Here is a 14362-nt window from a genome sequence, read left to right as displayed (position 1 = left end):
TGTCGGTGTCGCCATGGTTCCCGGACACAGACTCCCGAAAGAACAGCGACCGACGCAACCGTCGAGGTCCGCATCGTAAACGACGGGTTCAGCACGGCGACTTTCGACACCGCAACCGGTCCACAAACGCTTTGTGAACTGCCTGTGAGCGCTTTCATATGTCGAACACCGGGACCGTCGGCTATCTCGCACAGCCGGAATCGACCGAACTCCAGGAGTACGAGCTCCCGACACCGAAAGAGGGGGACCTACTCACGAAGATCGTGCGCGCGAACGTCTGTGGCTCCGAACTCCATATCTGGCGCGGCGAGCATCCACTCATTCGCGACGGTGCCCTCGGTCACGAGGCGCTCTGCCGAGTCGTCGAAACCGGCGGTGATGTGCGGGACAACGCCGGCCAGGAACTCGAAGACGGCGATCTCGTCGTCCCGGCCTACTTCGCCACGTGCAACGAGTGTGTGCGCTGTGGCCGCGGCCAGCACCAGTACTGCGAGAACGCCTACAAGTACTGGTCGCGTGCGCCCGGTGAATGGCCCCACTTCCACGGCACGTTTGCGAGCCACTACTACATACACCACGATCAGTACGTGTATAAGGTCCCCGAGGATGTCGACGAAACGGCAGCGGCCGCGGCCAACTGTGCGCTCTCACAGGTCCTCAACGGACTCGACGCCATTGCGGTGACTCAGGGCGACACCGTCGTCATCCAGGGCGCCGGTGGCCTCGGTCTCAACGCGACGGCCGTCGCCACAGAACGGGGTGCCGAGACCATCGTCGTCGACGGTGTCGCCGACCGGCTTGAGCGGGCCGCGGAGTTCGGTGCCGACCACACCGTGAACCTGAACGAGTTCGAGACGGTTGAGGCACGGGAGGAGCGCGTGCTCGAACTGACTGACGGGCTTGGGGCCGATGCCGCCGTCGAGGTGACCGGCGTTCCTGCGGCCATCGACGAGGGGTTCCAGTTGCTCGGCAACGGCGGGCGCTACCTCGTCATGGGCAACATCATTCCCGGAAAGGAGGCAAAGATCGATCCAGGGAAGGCCGTCCGCAAGTCCGTCGAAATGACGACCATGATGCGATACGCACCGTGGTACCTGCGAGAAGCCCTGGCGTTTCTCTCCGAACACGGCGACGACTACCCCTTCGGTGAGCTGGTCGACGCGGAGTACGCGCTGGCAGATCTACAAGACGCGCTCCGGGATTCGGCGAACCGCAACGTGACGCGGGCCGCGTTGATCCCCGAGTAAAGACGGGTGCCGCGGTCACACCGTAATTTAATCCCCTGTGGTGCACCACTTCTGGTATGACAGGGGCCACACACTCGGTCTGTATCGTCGCCGACGATCTGACCGGGACGATGGACACGTCTCATGGGTTCGCCGCCCGGGGGTACGGTACCGCTGTCGTCGCGGTTCCACCGGGGCAACCGGGCCGACTGGATCGGCGTCCTAACTCGCCGATACTCGGTGTCAACACCGACACGAGGTACGACGATGCCGCGGCCGCAGCCGATGTGGTCGCCGAGGTTGTCAGAACGGTCCCGGCGGAAACGGTGTACAAGAAAGTCGACTCAACACTTCGGGGCAACGTAGGGATAGAAACCGACGCCGCACTCACCGCATCGGAGGCCGACCTGGCACTGGTCGCACCGGCCTTCCCCGCGGCAGGCCGGACGACGCGGGACGGTATCCATTACGTGGATGGGATGCCCCTTGACGAGACGGAGTACGCAGACGACCAGAAGGGACCGACATCGTCAAAACTGACCGATATCTTCGAGAGCGACGATAGGGCCGTCGAACAGATCTCGATAGATGTCGTCGAATCCGGTCGCGATCAGGTCACAGCGGCACTCACCGCCGCGGTCCAGCGACACGACCGGCCGCCGGTCGTCGTCTGTGACGCCCAGACGGTGGAGAATCTAGCGACGATCGCCGACGCCGGTGCCGATCACGAGACGCTCTACGTCGGCAGCGGCGGCCTCGCGGAACACGTCGCTGTAAAAGGTGCCGCTGACGGGACATCCCGGTCACCAGCAGCGGTCGGACCGGGATCGCCACTGGCCGTCGTCGGGAGCGTCAGCGCGACCACGCTCGCTCAACTCGAACAGGTCCCCACAGCGGCGGTCATCGAACTCAAGCCAGTCGATCTCCTGACAGAGCCGGCCAGCGAGGAAGGGGCCAGCCGGGCGGCCGACCGACTCGCCAGCGGACAGCCGGCTGTTCTGACCGCGGCCACGGACCGAGAGACCGTGGAACGGACTGTCAGGGAAGGGGAGGCCCGTGGCCTGGGGCTCGATGAGATCAGCAAACGGATCGCGTCCGGTCTGGCAGCGACCGCCGCCGCAGTCATCGACTTACAGTCGCCGTCAGGGTTGTTCTACACCGGCGGTGACGTGGCAGTCGCTGGCCTTCGTTCACTCGACGCAACGACTGTGACGCTGACCGGCGACGCCGTCACCGCCGGAATCCCCGTCGGTCGCCTCGCCGATGGCATGGCGAGCGGAACGCCGATCGTCACGAAGGCAGGCGGGTTTGGGTCCGAAGGAGCTATTGTTAACTGCTTGGGGTATCTTTCGGGGAACAATGAGTGAGTCAGCCCCAGTTGTCGGGATTACCATGGGCGACCCAGCAGGGATCGGCCCCGAAGTGATCGTCAAGGCGTACCCGGAACTTCGACAGAGTAGCCGACCAATCGTGATCGGCGACGCGTCTGTGATCGCGGACGCCATCGAGATCGTCGAGTCGTCTCTCGGCGTCGAATCGGTCGACGCTGTCGACGCCGCCACGTTCAGTGCCGAAGCCATTCCCGTCCTCGATGCTGACAACGTGGACGTACTCGTCCGCGGCGAGGTCCGCGAGGAGTACGGCGCAGCAAGCCTCGAATACGTCGAAAAAGCCATCGAACTGGCCAAGGCAGGCGACATCGACGCCATCACGACGGCACCCATAAACAAGCAGGCGACGAAACTGGCCGGCAGCACGTACGCGGGCCACACTGGCATGCTCGCCGATTACACCGACACCGAGAACTACGCGATGATGCTCGTCGAGGACGAGTTGCGCGTCACGCACGTGAGTACGCACGTCTCACTGCACGAGGCCTGTGATCTGGTGACGACGGAGAACGTCCTCGATACTATCCATCTCACTGCCGGAGCGCTTCGCGACCTCGGCATCGACTCGCCATCGATCGGCGTTGCTGGTCTGAACCCCCACGCGAGCGACGGCGGCTTGCTCGGTGACGAAGACGCCGCCGAGATCGAACCGGCTGTCGAGCAGGCCCGCGAGGACGGCATCGACGCCACCGGACCGGAGTCGCCCGACACCGTGTACGTCCGGGCGGCCAGCGGCGAGTTCGACTGTGTCGTCTCGATGTACCACGACCAGGGCCACATCCCGATCAAAATGCTCGGCTTCGCTGGCGGGTCAGCCGTCTCGGGTGTCAACGTCACTATCGGTCTCCCGATCATCCGCACGAGCGTCGACCACGGCACCGCCTTCGATATCGCCGGTGAGGGGATCGCTTCGGAACAGAGCCTCCTTGACGCCGTAGCCGTCGCCGTCGAGATGACCGATACCGACCGAGCCGAACCCAGCCGCTGACTCAGCCTGGTGTTTTTATATTCCTGCCTCGACTGGACGGGTGTATGTCGGACTCGGAGCGATTGGGCACAGTGACTGCAGACTCGGATCCGTTGATCGGTAGTTGGGCCTCGATTCCGCACCCACTCACGGTCGAGATGGCTGCCACCGCGGGCTACGACTTCGTCGTCATCGACGCGGAACACACGCCGATGTCGTTCGAAACGATGGGAGACATGCTACGCGGTAGCGACGGGGAAATTGAGACGATAGTCCGTGTGCCGGACGACGACGCGACCACGCTGAAGCGAACCCTCGATCTCGCTCCGGACGGCGTCCTGATCCCCATGGTTGAGACACCTGCCCAGGCCGAGCGGATCGTCGAGTGCAGCCGATATCCCCCGGAGGGGACCCGCGGGATCGGACCCGGGCGATCGACCGACTACACGATGTCGGTTGGCGAGCATCTCGAAGCGGGGGACGACTCGTTCGTCAGGCACGTACAGTTGGAGTCTCAGCAGGCGGTGGAAAACGCTGCTGATATCGCTGCGATTGATGGTATCGACGGCGTCTTTGTCGGACCGTTAGACCTCTCGCTGTCGATGGGCTGTTTCGGCCAGTGGGAGAACGATGCGTTGCTGAATGCCATCGACTCCGTTTTTTCGGCTGCTCGGGCGGCCGGTGTCACGACCGGAACCCTGGCAACGAGCGACGCCGAACGAGAGCAGCGACTGGACTGGGATGTCGACTACCTCGCGACCGGCATTGATCTGATGCATTTGGCCAGCGGCGTGACCGATGCTCTTGAACACAGTCGAGACTTAGTCGAGGAGCAGCGGTAGCTCGTTCGATCCAGCGTCGTGTCAGACCCCACGGGAACGGGAAAGTTCGGAACGCCAATAGTTTGAAGTTTGCAGGTTCAGCGGTAGTTAGATACTGTAAGCTGGGAGTTCGCTACTCCCGATACATATGTAATTATTATTTGATACGATGAGTTGGTTCGTGGCCCTCGATGATAGCCTCTAAGTCCGCGGCAACGATGCGGGCGCCGTTGTACACCGCATCGCGAGTCGAACCGGCAGTGTGGGGCGAGAGCCACACGTTGTCGAGGTCCAGAAGCGGGTGTCCCTCGGGGATCGGTTCCGCTTCGAAAACGTCGAGCGCGGCGCCACCGATCGATCCGGACTGGAGGGCCTCGACCAGCGCGTCCGTCTCGACGAGCCCGCCTCGCGCCGTGTTGACAAGCAGGGCGTCCTCCCGCATTTGCTCGAACGCCGCTGCATCGAGCATATGGCGGGTGTCGTCAGTCAGTCGCGCGTGGATACTGACCACGTCGACTGTCTGGAGGAGTTCGTCCAGGTCTGCCGGTGTCGCGCCATGTTCGCGCGTGGTCTCGTCGTCGACGTACGGATCATAGGCGAGAATCTCGGGGCCGAATCCGGCCCAGCGCTCGGCGACCTTCCGCCCGACGTTCCCGAAGCCGACGACCCCGATGGTGAGGTTCGTCACGTCGCGCGGGAGTCCCTGCGGGTCGAACTCCAGGTCCCACTCGCCGCGACCGGTCGTCTCGACGAAATGTGGTATTCGCCTGTGTACCGAGAGGGCGAACGAGACAGCGTAGTCCGCGACGGCGTCAGCGTTCCGGCCGGGCGCGTGAAGCACGGTTACATCGTGGTCGGCGGCGGCCTCTTTGTCGACGTTCTCGGTTCCGCCCCGGGCTGCTGCGACGACTTCCAGGTCCTCACCCTGTTCGAACACCGCCCGGGAGACGGGCGCCTTGTGGACGACCAGGAACTCGACGCCTGCCAGGTTCTCCGCAATAGTGCTGGCATCGTAGTCACCGGGACCCCGGGACTCCATGTCCATGGTTACGTCCCGGAACTCGGCGGCCGAGACATCGCCTTGCCACTCCATCCGCTCGAATTCTACGCCGTGCTCTTCGAGGTAGCCGGCGGATTCGTACATCGCCGCACTGGGTTGCTGTGGATCGCCACAGAGGAGACAGCGTTTGTTCGTGTCAGTCATTCGTGTACGTCCTCTCAGCGTGGTTCATTAAACGTTTCCAGGTCGGCCGTATCGCCGACAGTGCGTTCTCGAAGGTTTCGCGCCGGTCGCTGTAGAGGGCCGCGGCGTCCGGATCCGGTTCGTGGTGCCGGGCCACCGAGACCATCCGGTCGACAGCCTGCTTGTGGTCCGGGTAAACATCGGCCGCGATAGCACCGCAAATCGCTGCGCCCCGGGCACCTGTCTCTTCCCCGGCCGGAATGAGCAGTGTGTTGTCGACTGCGGCGGCGAACACGTCGCTCCACACCTCGCTCCGGGCTCCGCCGCCGCCCAGACGCACGTCATCGACGTGGACATCCGGCGTCAGATCTACGAGACCGGCGCTCTGGGCGATGGCGACACCTTCGTACACGGACCGGAGCATATCGGCCCGCGTGTGTTCGCTGGTCAGTCCGTAGAACCCGCCGCGGTCGGTCGGCTCATCGGTCGACCCGTCCAGATAGGGATGAAAGAGCAGGCCGGATGCGCCCGCTGGGACAGCCGCAGCGACGCGGTCGTATATCTCGTAGGGACTCACGCCCTCGTCGCTCGCCTGTGCCTGCCAGTCGTGACCGAATTCCCGGACGAACCAGTCCAGGCAGACGGCCGCCGAGCGGAGTCCCTTGTAGCGGATGTAGCCGCCGTCGAGGTACCGGCGCGTCAGGCCCCGTTCTCCGCCGGCACTGTTGTGGCCTTCATCGGACCAGGGGTCGTCCAGAACGATGATGCTCTGCCCCCAGGTCCCGAGAATGAGGACAGCCTGTCCGGCCGCGTGAGCGCCCGTCCCCAGCGCGGTCGCTCCCACGTCGTGGAGTCCGGACGCGACGGGGACACCCTCGGGCAGCCCCGTCTCGTCGGCGGCCTCCTGGGTCACGCGCCCACAGGGTTCCCAGCTCGGAACGACCTCGGGCAAGACATCGGGGGAGAGGTCCACGTCGAGCGCCGCGAACACGCCGCGGTCGTACTCGTCGTCGCCGGCACCGTAGAACACGCTCCCCTCCATTTCGTCGGTACAGATCCGATCTGTGAGCTTGAACTTGAGATAGTCCTTGCAGAACAGGAGGTGTTCGATCCGGTCGAGCGTGTCGGGTTCTTCGCGGTCGAGCCACCCCAGCAGGCTCAGCGGATCCGCAGCGAAGGGCGCATATCCGAGACGTTCGCGCATTTGGTCGGCCGTACCGTCCTGCTCCCATTCCTCGGTGAGACCGGCCGCCCGGCTGTCGGTCGATTTGATCCCTGGCCTGACCTGGCTCCCCGACTCGTCTAGCAGGTAGAGGCCGTGGCCGTGGCCGGCGACGCCGACTGCCGTGATGTCTTTCGGGTCGACGCTCTCGTGGTCGAGCACCTCGCGGACCGCCTCGGTTGTGACTTCCCACAGGTCCGAGAGCTGGACTTCCCGGTGGTCGGAGGCGGGGCGTTTCGTCGGAGTCTCACGGCTCCCTACTGCGACCTCTTCTCCATCTGGGGTGAACAGCGCAGCTTTGGTCGCCGTCAGTCCGGCATCGATTCCGAGTACGAGCTCGCTCATCGAGACGCTCCCTTCAGAAAGTGGCTTTCCCCCGCGCTCCCGGCAGTTTCGGCCAGCTCGGCGTGGACAGCCGCGATCCGTTTGCGGACTGCGCGGCCGACGACCTGCGGGTTGAACCGGCTCTTGTCGGGAGCCCAGTCGGCGTCGGCGAAAAACGTCGCGCGGTCGTCGACGACCCCCTCCGGCGGGAGGATGGCGTCGGCGTTGTCGTGGTAGAACTCACAGGCCGTGCGGGCGTACTCGTACTGGTAGCGCGTGTTCGTGTTTAGCTTGCAGACACCCGTCTCCATCAACGCTGAGACTTGCTTGGGTGTGAGGCCCGAGGAGCCGTGCACGACCAGAGGGACCTCGAAGCCGTGGTCGCGCAGGGCTGCATGGATCTCGGCAGCAAGATCGACACGAAGGTCGAGGTCGACACCGGCCGAGACGCCGTGTTCGGTCCCGATGGAGACGGCGAGGAGGTCACAGCCGGTCCGCTCGACGAACTCGACGGCCTCCGCTGGATCCGTGTAGAACGCCTCCTCGGTGGTTTCACCGCTTTCGGTCCCAGCGATGGTCCCCAGCTCTGCTTCGACGAGCAGGTCCTCGCCGCGGTCGTCAACGCGGTCGACGACCGCCGCCGTCCGTTCGACGTTCTCCTCGAAAGGGTAATCTGAGGCGTCTATCATCATCGAGGAGGGACCGCCCGATTCGATGGCAGCGTCGATCAGTTCCTCGTCGTCGGCCGCGACGTGGTCGACGTTGAGGAAGACGCCAACGTCCAGCATTTCGCTTACTGTGCGAAGGTGCGACTGCATTATATTGAGCCCGGCTGCGACATCGCCGTTCCCCAGGTACTCCGCGGTGTCGCGTTTGATCTGCAGAACGATGTCGGATTCGGCATCCGCCGCTCCGTCGAGTAGGCCCTGCATAATGTCGAGATGCGTCGTGTTGCTCGCGACGAAACCGTATCCGTCTCGAGCAGCCCCATCATACACTTCACTAAGTTGCTCGCCCCGATAATACGGCATACCTGACGGTTCTCACAAGAGGACAATAAGGTTTGTCGGCGACACCGTCGATCCCCCGGGTATTTGTAATTTCGCACAAAGGATTAATCCGTACTCCTCGCAAGAACCCTGTATGGCCGTGGATCCAGAAGCGGAGGCGCGCCTCGACGACGGCGAGCGAGGAAACTGGACGATGACTGACGATGACGCGCGTCGATACGTCCGTGGTGCCGTGGACGCGACCGTTTCCCTCGTCGAGTCGACGTTCGGCCCGGCCGGTATGGAGAAACTCATCGTCACGGAGGACAAACAGAACCGCGAGGAACGGGTCCGCGTTGGCGACGCCGGGCGAATCTTCGACGCCATCGAGCGCATGGATGGCTTCGCTCACCCCGTCGCTGCCCTGTTCGTCGACGGTGCCGACGGCATGCAGAGCGGGTTACACGACGGCACGTCTACCGCGGTGTTACTGGCGGGTGCCTTCCTGGATGAGGGGTTCGAACTCATCGACCAGGGACTCGCTCCGAGCAGCGTGGTCGTCGGGTACGGCATCGCCCGGGCTCGTGCTGGGGCGGTCCTCGATGATCTCGCCCGACCCGTCGAGGCGGACGACGAGGACCGGCTCGCGGATGTCGCCGCGACGACGATGACAACGAATCTCGATTCGGCGGTCAGGCAGGACCTTTCCCGACGAGTGGCGTCCACAATCACGCGGCTCGCCGCCGGACGGGACGACGGCTGGATTAACACTGACCACGCGAAGATACTCTCCCAGCCCGGAGCCGAGAGCGGCGTCGTCGACGGGCTGGTACTATCTCGTCCCACGGATGCAGGACCGAACGGGTGGGGGATCGACGAACCGATCGCTGGCGCGACCGTGGCGATCCTGGACCGTGAGATCGACTTCGAGGAGACGGCCAGCATCCTCGACGGTGGTGCTGGCGTGACGCTTTCCTCTCCCGAAGCAGCGGACAGGTACCGGGCCCAGCTCTCAGACAGGATCGAATCGACGGCCCAGAACCTCGCCGCCCGTGGCGTTGATGTGCTAGTTTGCCTGGAGAAGCTTGACGAATCGGTCGTCAGGCCGTTCGAGGAGGCGGGAATCGCCGTCATCGACAAGGCGACCTATCCCAAGGAAGATGTCTACCGCCTCGCAGAGGCCACCGGCGGCACAGTCGTCTCGAACCTGAGCGAATTCACTGACGAGCGCCTCGGGCAAGCCGAACGGGTGAGTCAGCGAACGGTGGGCGAGGAAGTGTGGACTGCCTTCGAGGGGTGTCCGGGTCCGGTCCTCACGGTCGTCGCGAGCGCGTCGACGGCCGAAGAGGCGAGGCGGCGAGAGGAGGCGCTCGAAGACGCGCTTGAGACCACGGCCATCGCTGCGATGGACGGCCAGCTGCTGCCCGGGGCAGGCGCACCGGCCGCGGCGGTCGCGACGGAGATACGGGAGCACGCGACGGCGGTGACCGGTCGAGAGCAACTCGCAGTCGAGGCGTTCGCCGACGCGCTTGACTGTATCCCTGCGACACTCGCCCGGAACGCCGGCCATGACCCAGTGACTGCAGTGACGGGTCTGCGGACGGCCCACGCCGCTGACGGTCGGTCTGCGACGGGCATCGATCCCCAGACGGGCGATCCGATCGACGCCTGGGACGCGGGGGTTGTCGAGCCCCGACGGGTGTTCTCACAGGCTATCGAGACTGCGGCTGCCATCGTCGAGCAGTTGCTCACGATCGATACGGTGCTGTATCCGAACGTAGAGTTACCCGGCTACACGCCGCGGCCGGAACGTGAGTGAGTCGTCGACTATCAGGCGTTCCGTCACCGCCCTGCTGGTGTCTCCTGGCCCTCTGCGGTCGCTTCTTCCGGTACAACGTCGTCATCATCGCTGAGGTCGACTGCTGGCAGTCGCTCATCGATGCGAATCAGTTGCGTCGCGAGGTCTGTCGCGGCCGTGAGTATCGCTTTCTTGATCGCGACCGGTTCGACGATGGGATCGTCTCCCAGCACGTCCGCTGTCGTGCCGGCGAGTGCGTCGACCCCGACCGAATCTCGTCCGTCCGACCTGGCGACCCGCAACTGGACGACTGTCCGGCCACCGTCGAGGCCCGCGGTCTTCGCGAGTACGCGCGGGACCGTCATGAGTGCCGTTCCGAACGCGTCGGCAGAGAGCTGCTGACGCCCCTCGAGTGATCGGGCCTCTGCCTTGACTGCCTGGGACACTGTCGCCTCCACCGCACCGCCGCCTGGGACCACGCGCCCGTCACGGACGGCCGCTGCCGTTGCGGCGATGGCTGTCTCTACCGAGTGTTCGAACGCGGTGACCGTCCGCGGATCGGGAGCCCGGCAAAAGAGGGTGTAAGCCGGTTCGCCGGAATCCGATTTGAGTATGGTCACGTCCCGGCCGGCTTTTCGCTGGACTGTGATCGAGCCCCTGCCGAGTGTCGACTCAGAGATCTGGTCGAGCGACGGGACGACAGTTGCACCTGTGGTTCGGGCAATCGCCCGGAGTTCGTCAGTATCGACGCGCTGGATCCCGAGTATTCCCTCGGCCGCGAGTCGGGTCTCGACCCGTTCGTTTATCGCCCGTTCCGTGATTATAGCGCCACAGTCGGCGTCGATAGCGGCCTGGAGTTGTTCGGTGAACGCTTCGGATTCGTACTCCGCGATCCCTTCCCTGGCCTCGAAGGAATCGGCGTCGAAGACGACCCGACGGCTGACATCACCGAGTTGGCTCCCCACGTGGGGAACGTCGACACTGGAAGAGAGGACCGCGATGCCGTCACGATCAGGCGAACGGGGCATGGATTTGAGGATCGGCCCACGCTCAAGGACGACACCCTGGAGGAGTTCCGTCTCCGCGATTGCACCGCCGGGGCGTGAGACGACACGGATGCTATCGCTCGCGTCTGCTCCCACTTTCTCGACGACGTTCGCGATCTGTGCCGCAACGGACTGGCGGACCTGGAGGTCACGCGTCCCCGTGAGGGCAGTCTTTGCGACGGCTTCGGCTCCGAACGAAGAGAGGGGGCGAGCCGTGCGGTCGATGGTGTCGAGAGCACTGTCGAGTCCCTCCCGATATCCCTGTTCTATCGCAGTTGGATGAAGCCCTTGTTCGGCCAGTCCGTCTCCCTCGTGAAGCAAGGCACCAGCGAGCGTAACGACGGTCCCGGTGCCGTCACTGTATCGGTCTCCGAAACCAGATGCCGCTGTCTGGAGCAGCGTCATGGCCGGATCGGTAACATCGAATCGCTCGAGCAATTCAGTCGAGGATGAGGTCGCGGTCACCGTTCCGTCTTGCTGTACCAGTAGCTTGTTCGCCCCGAACGGTCCCAGTGTCGTCTGAACAGCGTCAGCGACGGTACGAACGTTGGCGACGAGGTCGTCGTTAGTCACACTATCTCAGGGTGCGTTTTGGAAACAAATAAATTGTCGTGCGCTGTTTATTTTGTTCTGACATAAATAGTTGAAATCAGGGGGCAGGTTTATATCTTCACCCTACTGATAGTTTACTGGCATGTCACAGAGTAACAAGCAAGGCGAACCGGACACATCTCAGGCAACGGCTGATGACAGCGGCACATCACGCCGTGACTTTGTAAAGCTCACAGGTGCGGCGAGCGCCGGCGCTCTCGGCGGCCTCGCTGGGTGTAGCGGTGATGGCGGTGACGGCGGAGGCGACGGTGGCGACGGCGGCGATGGTGGCGATGGCGGCGATGGCGGTGGCGACGGTGGCGGAAGCGAAACGGTCTCCGTGGAGTTTCTCTCCGCTAACGCTGCCGAAAACGGTGACATACAGGACCACTTCAACTCCTCGATGGAGGATTTCGCCTCCAAGAACGACGGCTACGAGGTAGACCTCCAGACCGCATCCTATGGTGACATCTCGCAAGCGATGTCATCCCGCGTGCAGAACGGCAACCCACCTGCGCTCGGTGAGTCTGGTGGTCTCGGTCTGCAGTTCTATCGGGACGACCAGCTGGTCGACCACGCGGCGTTCATGGAGGGCAGCGACTCCTTCCCCGACGGCCTGTCAGAAGCGGGCCAGCAGGTCTCCGAGTTCCGCGGCGACTACTGGGCGGTCGGCGCTATCCGCCACACGAACAGTAACCTCGGGATTCGGCCCAAGACATTCTCGCAAGCCGGCGTCGAGAATCCGATGGAGGAACTGAAGACGTGGAGCCAGTTCTACGATGTCTTGCAGACAATCGACGAGGAACAGGACATCATCGCCTACGAGGAGACCGGCGTCCCGGGCGACCTCGAGTCGTACTGGGGCTACGCCCGGACGGCGTACACTGAGGGAACAGACCCGTGGATCCGCGGCGAGGGGACTGACCCAGATGTCGTCATCGCCAACGAGGACATGGAAGAGGACCGCCAGAAGACTGACGGAATGATCAAGGCCTGTGTCAACCTTGCCGACGAGTTCAGCAGCGACGAGGCCGCGACACGAGGCGACGAGGACATCCCGTCGCTGATGCTCAGCGGTCGGGTCGCGTCGTTCACCTACGCACTGCCGACGGCGAACCGCTGGTACTCCGTCAGCGAGGAGGCTCAGATCGGCTGGAACGACGGCGAGGGCGACTTCATGCTGTTGCCCAACCCCCAGCTCGATGCGGAATTCGGCAACGCCATCGGTATCGACGACCTCAGCGGCCACTCCGGAGAACACGGCGGTCACGTGTGGGGACTCGAACAGGCACACACCATCTTCCAGGACGCCGAGGACCAGCAACAGGAAGGTGCCTGGGCGCTCACGGAGTACCTGTGGGAAGACGAGGACTTCGTCCTCCCCGCGTGGGGCGAGCACTACGAGGCCATCCCGGGCATGCAGTCGATGCTCGACCCGATGCTCGAGGAGTACGACCTCCCGCAGAACTTCCAGCAGTCGATCGAAAACCAGTCCGAATACGGTGCGCAGTACAGCAACACGGGCGGTCCGTGGGACGTGTGGCCCACTGACCCCATCCGCTGGACGGACATCAACGAGACGATCAGCCAGGCGATTGCCGGCCAACACAGCGCCGAGGAGACGCCCGGAATCGTCCGCGACCGTGTGCTCACTCGACTCGAAGAAGAGAACAACTAACGCCGCCCTAGTCCGGTCGGGCCAATCGATACGACTGAATCGATCGGTATCCGGTTTTTTGATGTCCTTGGTTACGTCAGACTCCCACTCCATTTACCAGTAACATCGTCGTCCCCTCAGTGTCTGACGGGGGTCCGATAGGCAAAGCTTTATTCAGTTGGCATTGGTTCGGATTAGCATGGCACAGGAGCAGGCGCGCTCCCGAGAAGAGATCCGTGAACGATACGGCCTCGACGAGGAGACGTTCATGGACCGACTCCGGGAGAACTGGGCCGGATACGTGTTCATCATACCGACGTTTATCGCATTCACCGGCCTGTTTTACTATCCGATACTCCGGGGTGTATCGATGACGTTTACAGACACCCGACTGGGCGAACCCGGTCAGTTCATCGGGCTTGAAAACTACATCTGGGTCGTGACGAACGACCTGTTCGTCTACGCGTTCATCCTGACCATTGGCTTCGTCGTGGGAACGACGTTCCTGCAACTGGCCCTCGGGTTGCTCGCTGCGTTACTGTTGAACGAACTCCGTGATGTCGCGAAAGACTGGGTCGGCGCCCTCATCATGTCGCCGTACTTCTCCGCACCACTCGCCGGTGGTGTCGTCTGGATGTGGTTCCTGGACAACGACTTTGGCTTCGTGGTGAAGGCGTTCGGTCTCATTGGGGTCGACCCGCCGTCGTTCCTCGCGACGGGGATGTGGCCGTTCATCTCGCTTATCGTCGCCCAGACATGGCACGACTACGCCTACTCGGCGATTATCTACGCCGCCGCCATTTCGGGCATCCCGAAAGAACAGTACGAGGCCGCCGCACAGTCCGGGGCCAATCGGATCCAGCGGTTCCGGGACGTGACGCTCCCGCGGCTCCTGATTCCGACGATCGTCATCCTCTCGCTGCGGACGGCGTGGAACATCGCCGAGTTCTCACAACCGTTCGCGTTGACTGGCGGTGGTCCCGGGACAAGGACGATGATCCTCAGTATCCTGACCTATCGGGTAGCGTTTGTCAACAACAACTTCGCCAGGGCCTACACCATCGGCATGGCGATGGTCCTGCTGTCGATGACCGCGGCGGTCATCTACGTGAAGGCAATCGACGAAGAAGAGAACCTCTACGTGTAG

General features: G+C 63.4%; 11 protein-coding genes. 7 read left to right on the top strand and 4 right to left on the bottom strand.

Going from position 1 to position 14362, the window contains the following annotated elements; genetic code table 11:
* Positions 1-158: 158 nt before the first annotated feature.
* From NDI54_RS14185 to NDI54_RS14170, 4 genes are read left to right on the top strand one after another with little or no spacing between them, the layout of a single operon-like run.
* Positions 159-1247, top strand: coding sequence for a zinc-binding dehydrogenase (locus NDI54_RS14185; RefSeq protein WP_310897088.1), 1089 nt, complete (start codon positions 159-161; stop codon positions 1245-1247).
* 56 nt (positions 1248-1303) lie between these two features.
* Complete coding sequence (locus NDI54_RS14180) at positions 1304-2593, top strand: four-carbon acid sugar kinase family protein (protein ID WP_310897087.1); 1290 nt, start codon at positions 1304-1306, stop codon at positions 2591-2593.
* Positions 2586-3605: a 4-hydroxythreonine-4-phosphate dehydrogenase PdxA gene (pdxA, locus tag NDI54_RS14175; protein ID WP_310897086.1), complete on the top strand. Its 1020-nt coding sequence runs from the start codon at positions 2586-2588 to the stop codon at positions 3603-3605. The genes NDI54_RS14180 and pdxA overlap by 8 nt, the downstream gene beginning before the upstream one ends.
* 44 nt (positions 3606-3649) lie before the next feature.
* Positions 3650-4426 (top strand): HpcH/HpaI aldolase family protein, encoded by a 777-nt coding sequence (locus NDI54_RS14170; RefSeq protein WP_310897085.1) that lies wholly within the window; start codon positions 3650-3652, stop codon positions 4424-4426.
* A gap of 136 nt (positions 4427-4562) precedes the next feature.
* Here NDI54_RS14170 and NDI54_RS14165 read toward each other — a convergent pair whose 3' ends face one another.
* The 3 genes from NDI54_RS14165 to fba are packed head-to-tail and all read right to left on the bottom strand — an operon-like array spanning position 4563 to position 8165.
* Positions 4563-5609 carry an NAD(P)-dependent oxidoreductase gene (locus NDI54_RS14165; RefSeq protein WP_310897084.1) on the bottom strand — a complete coding sequence of 349 codons (1047 nt, stop codon included), beginning with the start codon at positions 5607-5609 and terminating at the stop codon, positions 4563-4565.
* Positions 5602-7155, bottom strand: coding sequence for an FGGY-family carbohydrate kinase (locus NDI54_RS14160; protein WP_310897083.1), 1554 nt, complete (start codon positions 7153-7155; stop codon positions 5602-5604). The genes NDI54_RS14165 and NDI54_RS14160 overlap by 8 nt, the downstream gene beginning before the upstream one ends.
* A complete protein-coding gene (fba, locus tag NDI54_RS14155; protein ID WP_310897082.1) occupies positions 7152-8165 on the bottom strand; it encodes a class II fructose-bisphosphate aldolase in 1014 nt (337 codons plus the stop codon). The genes NDI54_RS14160 and fba overlap by 4 nt, the downstream gene beginning before the upstream one ends.
* A gap of 112 nt (positions 8166-8277) precedes the next feature.
* Here fba and NDI54_RS14150 point away from each other — a divergent pair, with 112 nt between their 5' ends.
* Positions 8278-9942 carry a TCP-1/cpn60 chaperonin family protein gene (locus NDI54_RS14150; protein WP_310897081.1) on the top strand — a complete coding sequence of 555 codons (1665 nt, stop codon included), beginning with the start codon at positions 8278-8280 and terminating at the stop codon, positions 9940-9942.
* A gap of 23 nt (positions 9943-9965) precedes the next feature.
* Here the strand turns inward: NDI54_RS14150 and NDI54_RS14145 are convergent, their stop codons facing one another.
* Positions 9966-11540, bottom strand: a complete 1575-nt coding sequence (locus tag NDI54_RS14145; protein WP_310897080.1) for a TCP-1/cpn60 chaperonin family protein — start codon at positions 11538-11540, stop codon at positions 9966-9968.
* Between the two features lie 121 nt (positions 11541-11661).
* On the opposite strand from NDI54_RS14145, the gene NDI54_RS14140 reads away from it, so the two are divergent.
* Positions 11662-13236 (top strand): ABC transporter substrate-binding protein, encoded by a 1575-nt coding sequence (locus tag NDI54_RS14140; RefSeq protein WP_310897079.1) that lies wholly within the window; start codon positions 11662-11664, stop codon positions 13234-13236.
* Positions 13237-13414: 178 nt separating this feature from the next.
* Positions 13415-14362 (top strand): carbohydrate ABC transporter permease, encoded by a 948-nt coding sequence (locus NDI54_RS14135; protein ID WP_310897078.1) that lies wholly within the window; start codon positions 13415-13417, stop codon positions 14360-14362.

The organism is Haloarcula terrestris, from assembly GCF_031624315.1.
GTDB classification, from domain to species: domain Archaea; phylum Halobacteriota; class Halobacteria; order Halobacteriales; family Haloarculaceae; genus Haloarcula; species Haloarcula terrestris.
The sequence above is the reverse complement of the archived record's forward strand: the minus strand, read 5'-3'. Positions and strand labels throughout refer to the sequence as shown.

Coding starts and splice junctions, on each gene's coding strand:
- NDI54_RS14180 (WP_310897087.1), top strand. CDS start 1,304: ATGACAGGGGCCACACACTCGGTCTGTATCGTCGCCGACGATCTGACC.
- NDI54_RS14135 (WP_310897078.1), top strand. CDS start 13,415: ATGGCACAGGAGCAGGCGCGCTCCCGAGAAGAGATCCGTGAACGATAC.
- NDI54_RS14185 (WP_310897088.1), top strand. CDS start 159: ATGTCGAACACCGGGACCGTCGGCTATCTCGCACAGCCGGAATCGACC.
- NDI54_RS14165 (WP_310897084.1), bottom strand. CDS start 5,609: ATGACTGACACGAACAAACGCTGTCTCCTCTGTGGCGATCCACAGCAA.
- pdxA (WP_310897086.1), top strand. CDS start 2,586: ATGAGTGAGTCAGCCCCAGTTGTCGGGATTACCATGGGCGACCCAGCA.
- NDI54_RS14170 (WP_310897085.1), top strand. CDS start 3,650: ATGTCGGACTCGGAGCGATTGGGCACAGTGACTGCAGACTCGGATCCG.
- NDI54_RS14160 (WP_310897083.1), bottom strand. CDS start 7,155: ATGAGCGAGCTCGTACTCGGAATCGATGCCGGACTGACGGCGACCAAA.
- NDI54_RS14150 (WP_310897081.1), top strand. CDS start 8,278: ATGGCCGTGGATCCAGAAGCGGAGGCGCGCCTCGACGACGGCGAGCGA.
- NDI54_RS14140 (WP_310897079.1), top strand. CDS start 11,662: ATGTCACAGAGTAACAAGCAAGGCGAACCGGACACATCTCAGGCAACG.
- fba (WP_310897082.1), bottom strand. CDS start 8,165: ATGCCGTATTATCGGGGCGAGCAACTTAGTGAAGTGTATGATGGGGCT.